The following is a 16,674-nucleotide window of genomic DNA, read 5'->3' on the forward strand; positions in this document are numbered from 1 at the left end:
CCGGCGCGGGTGTAGCTCAATGGTAGAGCAGCAGCCTTCCAAGCTGAATACGTGGGTTCGATTCCCATCACCCGCTCCATCATCATCACAGCCCGCCGGGCGTCTGGCCTGACGGATCATTGCATACAAGCGCGACCTGCCGTTGGAATTGTCAGCCCGAGATCACGCCCTGACGGGCCGGTCCGATCTGGCAAGTGCGGGTTCGAGAGAACAGATTTCCTCGACAACAGCAATTTCGAGTTTCGGAGAGACGAGTGTCAGAAGCCACGTGGTCAGTCGTTGTCGTGATGAAAAACACCACCTACGAAGTCATGCGCTTCGTCTCGTGGTATCTCGAACTGGGCGCGTCGCGCATTTACATCGTGTTCCACGATCCCGACGACCGGCATATCGCCATGCTGGCCGGTCATCCGAAAATCGAATGCCTGCCCTTCACCGACAACCTGCGCGCCGCAATGGAGGTAGCGCCGGACGATCCCAAGCCCCCGCAGATTGTCGCTGGCACGTATCTGTATCCGCGGATAACCGAAGACTGGCTGCTGCGCGTCGATTGCGACGAACTTGTCTATTGCGAGACGGGCCGGTTGTCGGAAAGACTGGCCGAAATACCGCCGGAAATCGAGACGGTGGTCATTCGTCCCGCCGAACAGCTCTCGAACGATCACGGGCCGGGCTGGCACCTTTTCCGGCTGCCGATGGACGAGCAGACAATCAGTGCCGTCTATGGCGATGCGGCGGACATGATGGCCAAAAGGCAAGGCCTGATGAGCCATGCGTTCGGAAAGTCCGCTCACCGCACGGGCCTGGGCGACCTGCTTGTGCAAGAGCACAACGGAATACATCCTTCGACGAACAAGAGAACCAGAAACCGGAAATGGGCCAAGGAGAGCGGCGTTTTCCTTCTTCATTTCAATTCGCAGGATTTCGAGGCCTGGGGATCGGCGGCATTGCGGCGCAGCCGGAACAGCTCGTTCGGGCCAGAGCTGTCCGGCAGGATCCTTGCGGCCGCCGGGGCCGAGGAAGGGGACGGTGAACTGAAGGCGCTTTATCACCGCATCAACCACTTCGACGCCCAACGTGCAGAATCTCTGATCAACCTGGGCGCGGGGCGCCGCGTCTTCATGGACTTCGACACGGTCATATCGAAGCATTTCGGCGAAGATCATGCCTTGTCAGCCCCAGCGACCCGGCCGCAGTGACGGCCGCGCATGTCCGCAATTGCCGCGGCTGTTGACGTTGCCTGTTCCGAACAAGGCGGAACAACCGCCCGGCTGCGGGGTTGACCGCATGACGCCCCGCGCGCAGCCTGTGCATGGCCAGTGAAAGGTTGCCGATGTCCCGCAATGCCCGCCAGCGCCTGTCGTTCTTTCTGCTGATCGGCGTGACGCTTTACGCAGCCCTGGTCGGCGGCTGAGGGCGCGCGATGGCACGACGTTTCCGGGGCCCGTTCTCCCCGCCCGCGCCGGACGGGCCGCAGGGCGCCGCCGCGCGCCCCGCGCCCGGCGACCTGCACCATCCGCACGAATCGCGCACCCGCTGGATCACCGCCGCGGCGGTGCCGTTCCTGCTGGGCGCGTTCTTTCAGGGCGATGCGGTGGGCATGGCCATGAACCTTGCGGGCTTTGGCACAATGGCCGGCGCGATGTGGCTGACGCGCGAGGGGTTGCAGGCCGAGGCGGCCTATGACGCCCGCCGCGTCGCGCGCCGCCCGGCGATCCCGCGCAAGCTGTTCGGCGGCATCCTGACCGGGCTGGGGCTGGCGGTGGGCGCGGCGGAACCGGGCGCCTTTGCAGGGGCGGCAGTGCTGGGGCTGACCGGATCGGCGCTGCACTGGCTGGCCTTTGGTCCCGATCCGATGCGCGACAAGGGGATGCAGGGCGTCGATGCGTTCCAGCAGGACCGCGCCGCCCGCATGGTGGCCGACGCCGAGGCCCATCTGCGCGCCATGTCGGACGCCATCCTGCGCGTGGGCGACCGGCGGCTGGAATCGCGGGTCGCCATGTTCGCCGCAACCGCGCGCGCGCTGTTCGATCAGGTCGAGCAGGATCCCGGCGACCTGACCGCCGCGCGCCGTTATCTGGGGGTCTATCTTCAAGGCGCGCGCGACGCCTCGGTCAAGTTCGCGGATCTGTATGCCCAGACCCGCGACGACCGGGCGCGCCGCGACTATGAATCGCTGCTGGACGATCTTGAGCGCAGCTTTTCCGCGCTGACGCAGCGGCTGCACGCCGGCGGGCGCACCGACATGGACATCGAGATCCAGGTGCTGCGCGACCGGCTGGCCCGCGAGGGCGTGCGCCCCGCGCTGGAGGACGGGCGCGAGGCGACCGCGGACGACCTGTTCCGCACCATCCTGCGCGATCCGACGCCGCGCTGAATGCCCCGTTTCGCGCTGCGCATCGAGTATGACGGCGGCCCCTTTGCGGGCTGGCAGGCGCAGTCCGCCCTGCCGTCGGTGCAGGGCGCGGTCGAACGCGCGCTGGCGGCGCTGGACCCCGGCTTTGCCGCCGGGGCGCGGATCGCGGGTGCCGGGCGCACCGACGCGGGCGTCCACGCGACGGGGCAGGTCGCCCACGCCGACCTGGCCCGCGACTGGGACGCGTTCCGGCTGATGCAGGCGCTGAACTGGCACCTGAAGCCCGCCCCCGTTGCCGTGCTGGCCGCGATGCCCGTGCCCGACACGTTCCACGCCCGGTTTTCCGCGACCGCGCGGCATTACCTGTTCCGCCTGCTGGCCCGGCGCGCGCCCGCCACCCACGACCGCGGGCTGGTCTGGCAGGTCGGCCAGCCGCTGGACGCCGATGCCATGCGGCAGGGCGCGGCGCATCTGCTGGGGCGGCACGACTTCACCACCTTCCGGTCGTCGATGTGCCAGTCGGCAAGCCCCCTGAAGACGCTGGACCGGATCGACATCACCACCCACCCGGTCCCGCACGGGACGGAATACCGGTTCGCGCTGTCGGCCCGGTCGTTCCTGCACAATCAGGTGCGGTCCATCGTCGGCACGCTGGAACGGGTGGGCGCGGGGGCATGGCCGCCCGACCGGGTGGCGCAGGCGCTGGCGGCGCGTGACCGCGCGGCGTGCGGGCCGGTCTGCCCGCCGCAGGGCCTGTATCTGACGGGGGTGGATTACCCCGACGATCCCTTCGGGGTCAGCGCCGCCGACGCCAGCCGGGGATCAGCACCGTCATCACCGTGTTCAGGATGATCCACAAATCCATCGAGATCGAACGGCGGCGCTGATAGATCATGTCCAGCCGCAGCTTGGTCGGCAGGCAGCGGCGGTAATAGGCATCCTCGGTCGCCTCGGGGGAATGGCAGCGCGCCATGATCCGGTCCTCGTGCGCGTGATAGATCAGCGTGGCCAGCCCCGTCACGCCGGGGCGCGTCCGCAGCACCTGCGCATAGCGCGTGGGAAAACGCTCGACATATTCGCGCAGCGGCGGGCGCGGGCCGACAAAGCTCATGTCGCCGCGCAGGATGTTGAACAGCTGCGGCAGCTCGTCGATGCGGGTGCGGCGCAGGAACCGGCCAAAGGGCGTGATGCGCCAGTGCTTGTGCGCGCCGGTGGCCCCGGAATCGACGTCGGTCAACGTCATGGTGCGGAACTTGAGCAGCCGGAACGGCTGCCCCGGCGCGCGCATCCGGTCCGAGACGTAGAACACCGGCCGCCCCTGCACCAGCAGCAGCGCGGCCGCCACCGACCCGATCACGACCGACAGCGGCACCAGCAGGAACAGCGCAAAGCCGACGTCGAACAGCCGCTTTCCGACGGACATCCCGGTGCGCCGGGCCCGCGCGCCCGACCGGAATCCGCGTGACCGCGCCAAGCCCCCAAGCTCGGCCGATTTCAGCGTTTCCCAGTCGTGGTGGATTGTCACGTGTGGCACCTTGGCTTGCTGCGGCGCGCCGTCGGTCGGGCAGCAGTCGAATTATCACGGTTGACGCTGCAAGCCAACGCTGCGTCATGAGATTTTCTTTCCCCTTGTCGGTTTTCCGCCGATTTGACAGGCTGCGCCGGTCTGTCGATGCGACGGGTGTTGCCGGGAAGTGACATGCGCAAGTTTCTGGTCGTGCTGGATGACAGCCGCGAATGCCTGAACGCCATCCGCTTTGCAGCGCTGCGGGCGGCGCGGACCGGCGGCGCGGTGCAGGTGCTGTCCGTCATTCCCGCCGACGAGATCCAGCACGGCTTCGGGGTGGCCGAGGTCATGCGGGCCGAGGCGCGCGAGCGGATCGAGGCGCATTTCGAGGTCTTTGCCAAGTGGATGCGCGACCGCCCGGGGGTCGAGCCCGAGCTGATCGTGCGCGAGGGCGACCCTTGCGCCGAGCTGATGGCCCAGATGTCCGAAGACCCCGAGATCGCCGTCGTGGTGCTGGCCGCCTCGACCGAAACGACCGGGCCGGGGCCGCTGATCACGCGGCTGCTGCGCGACATGTCGTCGCTGCCCTGCCCGCTGACCATCGTTCCGGGCGACATTTCCCGCGAAAGGCTGGAACAGATCACCTGAGGGCCCGGGGGGCCGCGCATCTTGACTTTGCACCCCCCCGACAACCATATCCTTGGCGTATCAGGAGCGTGCGATGTTCATCCAGACCGAGACGACGCCGAACCCGGCGACGCTGAAATTCCTGCCCGGAGAGACCGTGCTGGACAGCGGGACGGCCGATTTCCCCACCGCCGAGGCCGGGACCGCCAGCCCCCTGGCCGCGCGGCTGTTTGCGGTTCCCGGCGTGGCCGGGGTGTTCCTTGGGTCGGATTTCGTCACCGTCACCAAGACCGACGCCGCGATGTGGGACCAGATCAAGCCGTCGATCCTGGGCGCGATCATGGAACATTACCAGTCGGGCCAGCCGGCGCTTGCGGACGGCGGCACCGCGCAGGCGGGCGGCGGCCATGCGGCCCACAGCGGCCCCGATGCGGAAATCGTGGACCAGATCAAGGAACTGCTGGACACCCGCGTCCGCCCGGCGGTGGCGCAGGACGGCGGCGACATCACCTTTCACGGCTTTGACCGGGGCGTCGTCTATCTGCACATGCAGGGCGCCTGCGCCGGCTGCCCCTCGTCCACGCTGACGCTGAAGATGGGGATCGAGAACCTGCTGCGCCACTATATCCCCGAGGTGGTCGAGGTTCGCCCTGTCGCCTGAGGCCGCGCCGGACGCGGCCGCATCGCTGACCCTGGGCTTTGACACGTCGGCCGCGCATTGCGCGGCCGCGTTGGTGTCGGGCGGCCGGGTTCTGGCCGAGTGCCGCGAACCGATGACCCGCGGCCAGGCCGAGCGCCTGTTCCCGCTGATCCAGGACATGCTGGCGCGCAGCGGCCACGGCTGGTCCGACCTGACCGCCATCGGCGTGGGCGTCGGTCCGGGCAATTTCACCGGCGTCCGCATCTCGGTCGCCGCCGCGCGCGGGCTGGCGCTGTCGCTGGGCATCCCCGCCGTCGGGGTCACGACGACCGAAGCCGCTGCGCTGGACCTGCCCCGCCCCTGCCGCGTGGTGGTGCCGCTGCGCGGCGACGAGGTGCTGTGGCAGGATTTCGCGGCCGTGGACGCGCATGCGGACAGGCGCGAGGAAAGACATGCGGACGGGCGCGCGGTCGCAGCCGGTCCGTCGGTCGCTCCACCGCATCCGGCAGGTCGCGCGGGCGATGCGACGGGCGGGCACGGTGCAGCCGGTGCAGCCGATCCGTCGGTCGCTCCGCTGCATCCGGCAGGTCGAGCGGGCGATGCGACGGGCGGGCACGGCGCGGCCGGTGCGCAGCGCGATCCCGGCCCGACCGGCACGGGCGCGATGGGGGCGCCGGGCGGTGACGCCGGTTCCGCGCCCGGGGCGCCCGGTCCTGCGCAAAGCCGCCGGGACGACCTGCCCCCCGGCCCGCCCCCGTCCCTGCCGCTGTGGCCGCCGGCCGCCGCCATCGCCCTGCTGGCCGAACGGCTGGCCGCCGAGGGCCGCCCGCTGCCCCGCCCCGCGCCGGTCTATCTGCGCGCGGCCGATGCCGCCCCGCCGCGCGACGCGGCCCCGCCGTTGCTGCCGTGACGCCGCAGGAACTTGCCGCGCTGCACGCCCGCTGCTTCGTCCATCCGCCACCCTGGCCGGCCGCGGCCTTCGCCGGGCTGCTTTCCTCGCCCGGCGTGTTCCTGCTGACCCATCCGCCGGGCGACGCGCCCGGGTGCGCAGGCTTCCTGCTGGGCCGGGCCGCCGCGGGAGAGGCCGAGATCCTGACCCTGGCCGTCGATCCCGCGTCCCGCCGCGCCGGGGCGGGCCGCGCGCTGGTCGCGGCCTTCGCGGCCGAAGCCTGCCGCCGTGGCGCCGAGACCGCCTTTCTCGAGGTCGCGTCGGACAACGCCGCGGCGCTTTCGCTCTACGCCCGGGCGGGTTGGCAGGTCGCGGGCCGCCGCCGCGCATATTACGCGCCCGGCATCGACGCGCTGGTCATGCGCCAGCCGATCGACCCTGCGGCAGTCGCGGACCGGGCAGTCTGACGGGCCGCCGCCCGCAGCGGCATCCGAAAGACCCCGGACCCGCGCCCCGACGGCGCGAGAGACCCGGCGCGCGCAACCATCCGCGCGCGCAGGCCCGCCCTGGCCATGCATCGGCCCGCGGCGACCTTTGCGCTGGGCCAGCCCCCGGATCATGGCTGATACCCCCGCACCAGCGCGGCCGCGACCAGCCCCCAGCCATCGACGGCGACAAAGAACGCCAGCTTGAACGGCAGCGCGACCACCGTGGGCGGCACCATCATCATGCCCATCGACATCAGCACCGCCGACACCACCAGGTCGATGATCAGGAACGGCAGCGAGACCATGAACCCGATGGCAAAGGCGCGCTGGATCTCGGACAGCATGAAGGCCGGGACCAGCAGCGACAGCGGCGCGGCGTCGGGGTCCATGCGGTTCGGAACGGCCGGGTCGGCGCCGCCGATCCCGGGGGGCGCGACCTCGGCCAGCGCGCCCAGCGTGTCGGGCGAGGTGCGCCCGGCCATGAAATCGCGGAACGGCGGGATGCCGCGGTCGAACGCCTCGGCCAGGGTGATCTCGCCCGATTGCAGCGGCGCGCCGGCCCGCTGCCACGCATCGCGCAGCACGGGGTCCATCACATACCACGACAGGAACAGCGCCAGGCTGACGATCAGCATGTTGGGCGGCGACTGCTGCAATCCGATGGACTGGCGCAGGATCGACAGCACCGTGACGACAAAGGGAAAACACGTCACCATGATCGCGATCCCGGGCGCCAGCGACAGCAGCGTCAGCCCCGCGACCAGCAGGATGGCGTTGTCGCCCAAGCCGTTCAGGGCAGCCCCGGCATCGCCGACCTGCGCCGCGGCAGGCCCGGCCAGGGCCAGCAGCGACGCGGCAAGCGCGGCGGCCAACCGGCCGGGGCGCAGGCGCGGGGCCGACTGCGGCAAGTCCCGGACACCCGGCCCCGCAGACGCGGCGCGCGCCTCGCCGCGACGGGCGTCCGGCCATGCGTCTCCGCGCCGCCGAAGTCGCGCGGCCGTCATCCGCGCGGGGCCGGGCCGAGGATGCGCACGGCAAGCCGTCCGTCGCCGCTGCCGTCGTCGACCAGCTCGCCCCGCGCCACGATCCTTTCGCCGATGCAGATGTCGACGCCGTCGCCAACCTCGTGGTCCAGCGGCAGCACGTCGTCGGGCCGCAGCGCCCCCAGTTCCGCCACGGACAGCCGGATGCGGCCCAGCCTGATGGTGATCTCGACCTGGATGTGGTCCGTCGAGATAAGGCTTGCGACCTCGTCCATCCTCACGCTCCCTCGATGAATTCTGACAAAAGCTGCCGCAGCTCCTGCGCCGCCGATTGCTGGTCAAAGGCGATGACGCCGCCCGTGACGCGGGCCTCGGCGGTGCCGGGCGGGCCGCTGTCATCGACGGCCAGCCCGGTCAGCCCGGCGCGCTCGGCGCAGGCCGCGACAAAGGGGGCCAGGTCCGGGCCGCAGCGCACCACCCCCTGCAAGGGTCGCGCCGTGTCGGCCAGTCGCGTCAGTTCCTGCAGCAGCGCCGACTGCAGCCGCGCGCGCGCCACGGCCGGCAGGGCGCCGGCGACCAGCGCGTCCAGCACCGGGGCCAGCGACTGCACGGCGGCGCGGCGTTCGCCGGCCCGATCGGCGTCATGGCGCGCCAGCGCCGCCTGCATCCCGGCCAGCTCGGCGATCAGCCGTTCGGTCGCGTCCTGCCGGGCGGCCTCCGCGCCCTCGGCCAGGCCGCGGGCATGGGCCGCGTCCAGGTCGGCCGGCCCGAACCGCGGCACCGGCTGGGCCTGTTCCCGCGCGCGGTCGAAACGTTCCAGCTGCAGCAGCATCACGCGTTTTCCTTTTGCTCGATCCAGCCGGAGAGGACGCGCAGGCTGTCGTCATGACGCTCTCGCATCAGCTCGCGCAGCCGCGCCACGGGGTCCGCGACGGTCGGCCCGGCAAAGTCGAAATCGGGCATGTTCATCGACAGCGCCGGCAGCGCCAGGCCCGAGTCCCCGGCGGCCGCAGCCTGCGGCGCCGCAAGCATCGCGGGCATCGGGCCGGTCCCCGGCCCCGAGATGTCCAGCATCGCCGGCGCAGCCCCCGCCTGCGCCCGCGCCTTCAGGATGGGGCGCAGCACCAGCATCGCCAGCGCCAGCGCGAACAGCCCGACCAGCGCCAGCCGCGCCAGGTCGTTCAGCGCCAGACGGTCTATCAGGCCGCCTTGGGATGCGGCGGTGCCGCCCTCGCCCAGCGCCGCGAAGGGCAGCGATTTGACCGTGATCACATCGCCCCGGCTTTCGTCGAAGCCGACGGCCGACGCGACCAGCTCGCGCAGCGATTCCAGCTCGGCCTCGCCCCGGGGCACCAGCGTCGGGGTGCCGTCGGAGCTGGCCCCGGCCGTGCCGTTGACCAGCACCGCGACCGTCAGCCGGCGCGTCGCCCCGGGCTGGCGCACGATCTCGCGCGTGACCTTGCTGACCTCATAGTTCTGGCGCTGCCGGGTTTCCGAACTCGCGGTCTTGCTCTGCTCGCCCGCCGCCGGCTGCCCCTCGGGCAGGTTCGACGCCGCCGTGACCGCGCCGGGGTCGCTGTTGGTCGACTGGTCCGAGGTCTCCTCGTTTTCCTGCGAGATCAGCGCCCGTTCCCTGGGATCAAAGCGCTGTTCGGTCATCTGTTCGGTTTCGGTGACCAGGTCCAGGTTCAGCTCGACGATGGCGTTGCCCGGCCCGACATGCGGTTCCAGGATGCGTTCGACGTTGCGCTTGATCTCGGCCGCGCGGTCGGCGCTGGCGATTTCGTCGCCGGTGGACACCACGCCGCGGGCGCTGTCGATGACCTTGACGCGGTCGGCGTCCATCCCCGGCACGCCCGAGGCGATCAGGAACTGCAGCGAGCGGGCCTGCCTGGCATCCAGCGCCGATCCGTCCGTGACCACCGTGACCGAGGCGGAACCCGCCTCGCTGCGGCGATAGCCGCGGCTGGGCGGAACCGCGATGTGGACGCGCGCGGACCTGATCTGCGGCACGGCCAGGATGGTGCGCGCCAGCTCGCCCTCCTTGGCGCGCCAATAGGCCGCGTCGAACATCTGCGAGGTCGTGCCGAACCCCGACATCCCGTCCAGCAGCTCGTATCCCGCGCTGCCCGCCGCCGGCAGCCCCTCGCCCGCCAGCGTCATCCGCAGCCGGTCGCGCTGGGCGGCATCGACCCAGATCGCGTCGCCGCGGATTTCCGACGCGACCCCGGTCTTGTCCAGCGCGGCCATGACCTCGCCCGCCTGCGCGCCGTCCAGCCCGGAATACAGCAGCGCCATCGAGGTGCGGTTGCCCAGCCACGCGAACGCCGCGATGCCCAGGAACGTGACCATGAATGCGGCCACAAGCGCCTGTTTCTGTCCTGCCGTGCGGTCCTTCCAGTAGTCGGCCAGCTTCTGCATCCGCCATTCCCCCGAATCGCCATTCCTTGACGATGAGGCGGTGATGGCACGGGTCGCGTTAACAATCGGTTAGTGCCGGGCTGCTATCCGTTCCCTCGCAAGGCGGAGAATCAGATGACCGACATCACGGACCCTTCCGGCGCGGCGCCGCCCCGTTCACGGCTCGGGCGGCTGCTGCCCGTGCTGATCGCCGCGGCCGCGCTGGCGGGCGGCATGGGCACCACCTATCTGGGACTGTGGTCGCCGATGGCGCTGCTGGCGGGGGGCGACAAGCCCGCGGACCACGCCGCCCCCGCCGGGCCGGGCGTCGTCTTCGTGGACGTGCCGCGCATCGTGCTGACCATCCCCGGCCCGCGTCCCAAAAGCCTGGCGCTGACCGCCCTGATCGAGGTCGACCCCGCGTCCGAATCGCAGGCCCGCGCGCTGATGCCGCGGGTGACGGACGCGTTCAACAGCTTCCTGTCCGACATCGACCCCGCCGCGTTCGAGCGTCGGGGCATACTGGAAATCATCCGTCTGGAACTGGCGACCCGCGCCCGCTTCGTGCTGGGCGACGCGGCGCTGCGCGACCTGCTGATCACGGAGTTCAGGATACAATGACGCTGGACCTGGCTGTGGACATCGCCCTTGCGGCGTTCGGCGCGGTGCTGGCCGCGTTCTGTTTCGTGCTGTCGGGGCGGCTGCGGCGGCTGAACGACCTGGAAACGGGCCTTGGCGGCGCCATCGCCGTCATGACCGCCGAGATCAACCGGCTGGAGGCCGCGATCGGCGCCGCCAAGGCCGAGGCGACGGCGGCCACCAAGGCGCTGGCGACCCAGGTCGAGCGCGCCAAGACCGAACGCGCGCTGTGGACGCTGCACCAGCAGCAGGGGTCCGCGCGCCGGCCGCTGCGCCGCCGCAGGTCGGCCGAGACCGAGGCCGCAACCGAACACCGCGCGCGGATCGAGGCCGAGCATGTCTAAGCCCGTCCTGATCGCCACCGGCCTCGCGCTGGCGGCCGCCGTCGGGCTGCAGGCCGCCCGCGCGCTGGACGTGGACGCGGGCCTGACCGCGCAGGCCGCGCCCACGGCGCTGCTGGATGGCTGCGGCGACGTCCCCGAGGCGGTCGCCCTAGCCGACAGCCTGCGGCTGCGCGGCATCGCCGTGGACCGCGCGCTGGCGGATCTGGACCGCCGCAAGGCCGAGATCGCGGCGGCCGAGGCGCGGCTGAAGACCCGGCTGTTCCAGCTGCGCGAGGCCAGGGCGGCGATGGCGGGCGACACCGCCGCCCGCCGCGCCGGGGCGGATCTGGGGATCGAGCGGCTGATTTCCGTCTATGACGCGATGAAGCCGGCCGAGGCGGCGACGGTGCTGGCCGCGCTGCCCCCCGACTTCGCCGCCGAGATCCTGATGCGCGTCCAGCCCGAGACCGGCGCCCGCATCATCGCCGCCGTCGATCCCGGACAGGCGGCGATCCTGACCACCCACATGGGCGCCCGGCGCCTTGCGACGGAGTAGGCGATGTTCGGTCTTGTCGGAATTGCGCTGACCTTCGCGATGGTCTTCGGCGGCTATATCCTGGCCGGCGGCAAGATGGCGGTCATCACCCATTCGCTGCCGTTCGAGATGATGATGATCGGCGGCGCGGCCGTCGGGTCGTATCTGCTGTCGAACGACGGCGCGACGCTGAAACACACCCTGCCGGGGCTGATCCGCGCTTTCAAGGGCGCGCGCTGGCACGAGGCGGACAACACGCAGCTTTTGTGCCTGCTGTTCCAGCTGCTCAGGCTGGCGCGGTCGAACCCGGTCGAGCTTGAGGAGCATATCGAGAACCCGCACAGCTCGGCCATCTTCGGGGCCTATCCGCGCATCCTGGCCGACGAGGGCGCGGTGACGCTGATCGCCGACACGCTGCGGTCGGCCAGCCTGAACTATGACGATCCCTATCAGGTCGAGGACATGCTGACCCGCCGCATGGCCCTGATGAAGGACGAGGCGATGCACGTCCCCCATGCGCTGCAGAACATGGCCGACGCCCTGCCCGCGCTGGGCATCGTCGCGGCGGTGCTGGGCGTCATCAAGACGATGGGGTCCATCGACCAGCCGCCGGCTGTGCTGGGCGGCATGATCGGGGGCGCGCTGGTCGGCACGTTCCTGGGGGTGTTTCTGGCCTATGGGCTGGTGGCGCCGCTGGCGCAGCGGCTGTCGGCCGTGGAACGGCAGGATATGGCGTTCCACGACGTCATCAAGGCGGTGCTGATCGCGGGGCTGCACCAGCACGCGACCAATTTGTGCGTCGAGGTCGGCCGCCAGGCCGCCCCCGACCACGTGCGCCCGAGCTTTGTCGAGGTCGAGAACGCGCTGCGCGAAATGAAAAAGGCGGCATGATGATCGCGGCCATCACCCTTGCCGTCTTGCAGGCCGTCGCGCCCCAGGCCGCCGCGGTCATCGACGACGCCAACGGCCGGATGCTGGCCGGCGAAAGCCTACCGCCGGGGTATCTGCTGCAGCTGGAGCGCCTGCCGCCGGACCAGCGGCTGCTGGTCGTGATCCACCTGCGCCGCAGCGGGATGCTGCAGCACGGGGTGCAGCCGATCGGCTGGCTGACGGCGCCCGCGACCCCGGCCGCGACCCTGACCGGGGCGGGGGCCGGCGAATGACCGGCGTCCAGCCCGCCAGGGCCGCCACCGGCGCGGCGCAGGTCAGGCCGCTGGCGATCACCGCCGCGCTGGTCGCCGTGGTCATGTCGATGGTGGTCCCGATCCCCGCGGGGCTGCTGGACGTCGGCATCTCGCTGTCCATCGCGACGGCCACGCTGATCCTGGTCATGGCCTGCATCGTGGACAAGCCCACGGATTTCCAAGCCTTTCCGGTCATGCTGCTGGTGTCGCTGCTGATTCGGCTGTCGATGAACGTGTCGTCCACGCGACTGATCCTGACCGAGGGCCACACCGGCCCCCATGCCGCGGGCGAGGTCATCAACGGCTTTGCGACCTTTGTCGCGGGCGGGTCGCTGATGGTCGGGCTGACCATCTTTGCAGTGATCTCGATCGTGAACTTCATGGTCATCACCAAGGGGTCCGGGCGGATGGCCGAGGTGTCGGCGCGATTCGCGCTGGATTCGCTGCCCGGCAAGCAGCTGGCCATCGACGGCGACCTGAACTCGGGCGCCATCGACCACGACGAGGCGAAACGCCGCCGCCTGAACGACCAGCGCGAGATCAGCTTCTACGGCTCGCTGGACGGGGCGTCGAAGTTCGTCAAGGGCGACGCCATCGCCGGGCTGGTGATCACCGCCATCAACTTTTTCGTCGGGCTGGGCGTCGGCATCGTGTCGCACGGCCTGCCGGTGGCCGAGGCGCTGGCCACCTATTCACAGCTGACCATCGGCGACGGGCTGGTCACGCAGGTGCCGTCGCTGATCACCTCGATGGCGGCGGCGCTGCTGCTGTCGCGGGGGGGCGCGACGGAACCGACCGCCGACCTGATCTCGCGCCAGTTCACCGACGGCTGGCACGCGCCGGCGCTGGTGTCGGGCGGCATGGTCGTGATGGCGGTCGTGCCCGGCATGCCGACGTTGATCTTTCTGGCGATCGCCGGGGTCACCGGCTGGTTCGCCTGGCGCAACGCGACGCGCCCCGCCCCGGACGCACCGGTGCCAGCCGCCCCCGCCGAGGGCCCCGAACGGCGCCCGCGCATCGGCGACGTGCTGGACACCGACGAGATCTGCGTCGAGATCGGGCCCGACCTGATCGTCGCCGCGCTGGACGCCGCCAAGGGGCTGGGCAGCCGCATCAACAATTTGCGCATCCACATCGCCCGCAGCTATGGGGTGATCCTGCCGGACGTGCGCATCACCGACGGCGTCGGCTTTGCCGGCGGCGACTATGCCATCCGCGTGCACGGGGTGGTGCGGGCGCGCGGATCGCTGCAGTCCCATCAGGTGCTGGCGCTGGGCGCGGACGCGATCCTGCAGCCCCTGGGGGGCGAGCCCACGCGCGAGCCGGTCTATGACAGCGCCGCGCGCTGGATCGACCCCGCCCGCCAGGACGAGGCCGCGATGGCGGGCGCGACCGTGGTGACCCCGATGGAGGTGCTGTCCACGCATCTGATGGAGACCGTCAAGGCCCAGCTGCCGGCGCTGTTCACGCTGAACGCCATGCAGCGGCTGATGCAGGAACTGCGCGGCCTGTCGGACGAGACCCGCGCGCAGGCGTATCAGCGCGTGTTCGACAGCATGATCCCCGACAAGGTCTCGCCCGACCTGCTGCTGGCGGTGCTGCGCCAGCTGCTGGAGGATCGCGTCTCGCTGCGCAACCTGCCGCTGATCATCGAGGCGATCTATGAAAGCCGCTCGCCCGACCCGGATCTTGCCTGCGACGTGGTCCGCCGCCGCCTGCGCGGCCAGATCACCGAGCAGCTGGCCGGCCCCGACGCGCGGCTGGACGTGGTGCAGCTGCAACCGGGATGGGAGGCCGAGTTCCAGCGCGCCGAGACCGAGGCGCCACGCGGCGGATCGGCCCTGACCCCGCCGCTGGCCCGGCGCATGGCCGACCAGCTGCGCCAGGCGGCCGCGACGCTGTCGCCGGAAAGCCAGCCCGCGCTGGTCGTGCCGGACCACCGCCGCCGGATCGTGCGCGCGATGGTCGCCTCGACAGGGCTCGGCTGGCCGGTGCTGGGCATGGACGAGGTGGACCCGGCCGCGCAGGTCCGCCTGATCGCCACGGTCGAGCCGTGATCCCGGACGCGCTGTCCGGCCTGATGGCGGCGGTGCCGCAGGACCGGCTGATGGCGCTGGCGCTGGTCTATGCCCGCATCCAGGCCTGCCTGCTGACGCTGCCGGGGTTCGGCGAGCGCATCCTGACGGCGCGGGTCAAGGTGGCGGTGGCGATGGCGCTGACGCCGCTGTTCGCCCAGTCCGCCCCGATGCCCGGCGGCCTGCCCGCCATCGCGCTGGGGGCCGAGCTGGCGACCGGCGCGCTGCTGGGACTGTTCGTGCGCCTGCTGGCCTTCGCGCTGGACATCGCGGCCACGACGCTGGCGCAAAGCGCCTCGCTGTCGCAGATCATGGGCATCTCCGAGGACATGCCGCCCCATCCCATCGGCAACCTGCTGCATCTGGCCGGGCTTGCGACGCTGTTCGCGCTGGGCCTGCCGGTCGTGGTCTGCCGCCTGCTGGCCGACAGCTTCCGGTTGCGCCCCCCCGGCGCCTGGCCGCAGGCCGACGAGGTGATGCGGATGATCGTGCCGCTGCTGGCCGACAGTTTTGCGCTGGCGATGGTGCTGGCCTCGCCCTTCATCCTGGGCGGGTTGCTGTTCCAGGTGCTGTCGGGGATCGTCGCGCGGGTGATGCCGGCGCTGCCCATCGTCTTCGTGGTGGCGCCTGCGGCGATCCTTGTCGCGCTGGCCGCGCTGGCGATCATGACGCCGGCGGTGCTGGGCCTGTGGGCCGATCATGTGCTGGGCTTTACCCTGGGTGACGGCGGATGAGCGAGGACAGGGACGACCGCCAGCATGAGGCATCGGAACAAAAGCTGCGCAGGGCGCGCGAAAAGGGCGACATCCCGCGCTCGGCCGAGGTGAACACGGCGCTGTCCTGGCTGGGCGTCACGCTGGGGCTGATGCTGGGCGTGCCGCTGCTGCTGCCCGGCTGGGCCGCGATGGGCGCGCGCCTGCTGGGCGCGGAACCCTGGCCCGCCGATGCGGGCGCCGCGGCGCTGGCGCTGTCGGGCCTGGCGGCGCGGGCGGTGCTGGCGCTGGCGGCGGTCCCGGCCGTGCTGGTGCTGGTCGGGCTGGTCATGCAGCGCGGGCTGGTCTTTACCCCGTCGAAGCTTGCCCCCGACCTCAAGCGGATCAACCCGATCACGAATTTCGGGCAAAAGTTCGGGGGCAAGGCGCTGCTGACGTTCCTCATGTCGGTGGCCAAGGTAACGGCCGTGTCGGTCGGCGGCTGGCTGCTGTTCGGGCGGCTGTGGGGGCGCATCATGCAATCCACGGACGGCGATCCGCGCGCCTGGATCGCCGCCGTGCCGGTGCTGCTGCGGCAGGCGCTGTTCCTGGCGCTGGCGGTGGCAGCCGTCTTTGCCGCCGTCGACGTGTTCTGGAAATGGCTGGATTTCCGCCGCCGCAACCGCATGACCCGCAAGGAGGTCGAGGACGAGTACAAGGAAAGCGAGGGCGACCCGCATCTGCGCGCCGCGCGGCGGCAGCGCGCGGTCGACCTGGCGATGAGCTCGATGCTGGCAGATGTCGAAAAGGCCGACGTGGTCATCGTGAACCCGACGCATTACGCGGTGGCGCTGGAATGGAAGCGCGGCAGCGGCCGCGCGCCGGTGTGCCTGGCCAAGGGCGTCGACGAGGTCGCCGCCCGCATCCGGGACCGCGCCCGCAGCCACAAGGTGGCGATCTGGTCCGACCCGCCCTGCGCCCGCGCGCTGCACGCCAAGGCCCGGATCGGCGACGAGATCCCGCGCGACCAGTTCGGCCCCGTCGCCGCCGCCATCCGCTTTGCCGAGGCGATGCGCGCCAAGGCCCGGCAGGGCTGGGGCGGCGCCCACGAGGGGGGGACCGGCCGATGAGACCGGATCGCGGCAGCCGCAGGGGGACGATTGGGCGTCGGCCGGACGGCTCCGGCCCGGCCGGCGCGGGCCGGGCGAGCAGAGCGGCATGGGACGGTCCTGATCCTGTCGGCAGCCACGCGTGGCTCCATCCCGCCCGCGCCGAATGGGAACCATCCGACCGGCCATCCCGCTTCGGCGTGGACACGCAAGGCGCAGGGGGCGGA

The 16,674-nt window shown here is 71.2% G+C and carries 20 protein-coding genes and 1 tRNA gene; 16 read left to right on the top strand and 5 right to left on the bottom strand.

What is annotated here, in order from left to right:
- The first annotated feature begins 5 nt into the window (after positions 1-5).
- From EPA64_RS03440 to truA, 4 genes are all read left to right on the top strand, one after another.
- Positions 6-79: transfer RNA gene (locus EPA64_RS03440), tRNA-Gly, on the top strand.
- Between the two features lie 208 nt (positions 80-287).
- Positions 288-1,199 (top strand): glycosyltransferase family 2 protein, encoded by a 912-nt coding sequence (locus EPA64_RS03445; RefSeq protein ID WP_134724858.1) that lies wholly within the window; start codon positions 288-290, stop codon positions 1,197-1,199.
- Positions 1,200-1,423: 224 nt separating this feature from the next.
- Positions 1,424-2,377: a 5-bromo-4-chloroindolyl phosphate hydrolysis family protein gene (locus tag EPA64_RS03450; RefSeq protein WP_134724859.1), complete on the top strand. Its 954-nt coding sequence runs from the start codon at positions 1,424-1,426 to the stop codon at positions 2,375-2,377.
- A complete protein-coding gene (gene truA, locus EPA64_RS03455) occupies positions 2,378-3,208 on the top strand; it encodes a tRNA pseudouridine(38-40) synthase TruA (RefSeq protein WP_134724860.1) in 831 nt (276 codons plus the stop codon). It abuts the gene before it with no gap.
- Here the strand turns inward: truA and EPA64_RS03460 are convergent.
- Positions 3,153-3,779: a sugar transferase gene (locus EPA64_RS03460; RefSeq protein ID WP_134725123.1), complete on the bottom strand. Its 627-nt coding sequence runs from the start codon at positions 3,777-3,779 to the stop codon at positions 3,153-3,155. The two genes, truA and EPA64_RS03460, sit on opposite strands and share 56 nt — an antisense overlap.
- A gap of 276 nt (positions 3,780-4,055) precedes the next feature.
- Here EPA64_RS03460 and EPA64_RS03465 point away from each other — a divergent pair, with 276 nt between their 5' ends.
- From EPA64_RS03465 to EPA64_RS03480, 4 genes are all read left to right on the top strand, one after another.
- Positions 4,056-4,511 carry a universal stress protein gene (locus EPA64_RS03465; protein ID WP_134724861.1) on the top strand — a complete coding sequence of 152 codons (456 nt, stop codon included), beginning with the start codon at positions 4,056-4,058 and terminating at the stop codon, positions 4,509-4,511.
- A 73-nt stretch (positions 4,512-4,584) separates the two neighbouring features.
- Complete coding sequence (locus EPA64_RS03470; protein ID WP_134724862.1) at positions 4,585-5,151, top strand: NifU family protein; 567 nt, start codon at positions 4,585-4,587, stop codon at positions 5,149-5,151.
- 31 nt (positions 5,152-5,182) lie between these two features.
- Entirely contained in the window at positions 5,183-6,040 is an 858-nt protein-coding gene (gene tsaB / locus EPA64_RS03475; RefSeq protein ID WP_342773348.1) for a tRNA (adenosine(37)-N6)-threonylcarbamoyltransferase complex dimerization subunit type 1 TsaB, read from the top strand.
- Positions 6,037-6,486: a GNAT family N-acetyltransferase gene (locus tag EPA64_RS03480; protein WP_134724864.1), complete on the top strand. Its 450-nt coding sequence runs from the start codon at positions 6,037-6,039 to the stop codon at positions 6,484-6,486. Before tsaB ends, EPA64_RS03480 begins: the two co-directional genes overlap by 4 nt.
- A 149-nt stretch (positions 6,487-6,635) precedes the next feature.
- Here the strand turns inward: EPA64_RS03480 and fliP are convergent, their stop codons facing one another.
- The 4 genes from fliP to fliF all read right to left on the bottom strand — a co-directional run bounded on the left by fliP (position 6,636) and on the right by fliF (position 9,911).
- Positions 6,636-7,379, bottom strand: a complete 744-nt coding sequence (gene fliP / locus EPA64_RS03485; protein ID WP_246026590.1) for a flagellar type III secretion system pore protein FliP — start codon at positions 7,377-7,379, stop codon at positions 6,636-6,638.
- A gap of 128 nt (positions 7,380-7,507) precedes the next feature.
- On the bottom strand, positions 7,508-7,765 hold the full coding sequence (locus EPA64_RS03490; RefSeq protein ID WP_134724866.1) for a FliM/FliN family flagellar motor switch protein: 258 nt from the start codon (positions 7,763-7,765) through the stop codon (positions 7,508-7,510).
- Between the two features lie 2 nt (positions 7,766-7,767).
- Entirely contained in the window at positions 7,768-8,322 is a 555-nt protein-coding gene (locus EPA64_RS03495) for a hypothetical protein (protein WP_134724867.1), read from the bottom strand.
- Positions 8,322-9,911 carry a flagellar basal-body MS-ring/collar protein FliF gene (fliF, locus tag EPA64_RS03500; RefSeq protein WP_134724868.1) on the bottom strand — a complete coding sequence of 530 codons (1,590 nt, stop codon included), beginning with the start codon at positions 9,909-9,911 and terminating at the stop codon, positions 8,322-8,324. The genes EPA64_RS03495 and fliF overlap by 1 nt, the downstream gene beginning before the upstream one ends.
- Positions 9,912-10,025: 114 nt before the next feature.
- Between fliF and EPA64_RS03505 the strand changes: the two genes are divergently transcribed.
- Genes EPA64_RS03505 through flhB form a run of 8 tightly spaced genes read left to right on the top strand, consistent with a single transcriptional unit; the run spans position 10,026 to position 16,468 of the window.
- Positions 10,026-10,511, top strand: a complete 486-nt coding sequence (locus EPA64_RS03505; RefSeq protein ID WP_134724869.1) for a flagellar basal body-associated FliL family protein — start codon at positions 10,026-10,028, stop codon at positions 10,509-10,511.
- Positions 10,508-10,873, top strand: a complete 366-nt coding sequence (locus tag EPA64_RS03510; RefSeq protein ID WP_134724870.1) for a hypothetical protein — start codon at positions 10,508-10,510, stop codon at positions 10,871-10,873. Before EPA64_RS03505 ends, EPA64_RS03510 begins: the two co-directional genes overlap by 4 nt.
- The gene (locus tag EPA64_RS03515) at positions 10,866-11,408 is read left to right on the top strand and encodes a MotE family protein (RefSeq protein WP_134724871.1); all 543 of its coding nucleotides are present in this window, start codon (positions 10,866-10,868) and stop codon (positions 11,406-11,408) included. Before EPA64_RS03510 ends, EPA64_RS03515 begins: the two co-directional genes overlap by 8 nt.
- A gap of 3 nt (positions 11,409-11,411) precedes the next feature.
- A complete protein-coding gene (gene motA, locus EPA64_RS03520) occupies positions 11,412-12,278 on the top strand; it encodes a flagellar motor stator protein MotA (RefSeq protein WP_134724872.1) in 867 nt (288 codons plus the stop codon).
- Positions 12,275-12,550 (top strand): hypothetical protein, encoded by a 276-nt coding sequence (locus EPA64_RS03525; protein WP_134724873.1) that lies wholly within the window; start codon positions 12,275-12,277, stop codon positions 12,548-12,550. Before motA ends, EPA64_RS03525 begins: the two co-directional genes overlap by 4 nt.
- Entirely contained in the window at positions 12,547-14,628 is a 2,082-nt protein-coding gene (locus tag EPA64_RS03530; RefSeq protein WP_134724874.1) for a flagellar biosynthesis protein FlhA, read from the top strand. The genes EPA64_RS03525 and EPA64_RS03530 overlap by 4 nt, the downstream gene beginning before the upstream one ends.
- Positions 14,625-15,380 (top strand): flagellar biosynthetic protein FliR, encoded by a 756-nt coding sequence (locus tag EPA64_RS03535; protein ID WP_246026591.1) that lies wholly within the window; start codon positions 14,625-14,627, stop codon positions 15,378-15,380. Before EPA64_RS03530 ends, EPA64_RS03535 begins: the two co-directional genes overlap by 4 nt.
- Positions 15,377-16,468, top strand: coding sequence for a flagellar type III secretion system protein FlhB (gene flhB / locus EPA64_RS03540; RefSeq protein ID WP_134724875.1), 1,092 nt, complete (start codon positions 15,377-15,379; stop codon positions 16,466-16,468). The genes EPA64_RS03535 and flhB overlap by 4 nt, the downstream gene beginning before the upstream one ends.
- The last annotated feature ends 206 nt before the right edge of the window (positions 16,469-16,674 follow it).

Source organism: Paracoccus luteus, from assembly GCF_004522155.1.
In the GTDB taxonomy this organism is placed as follows: Bacteria; Pseudomonadota; Alphaproteobacteria; order Rhodobacterales; family Rhodobacteraceae; genus Paracoccus; species Paracoccus luteus.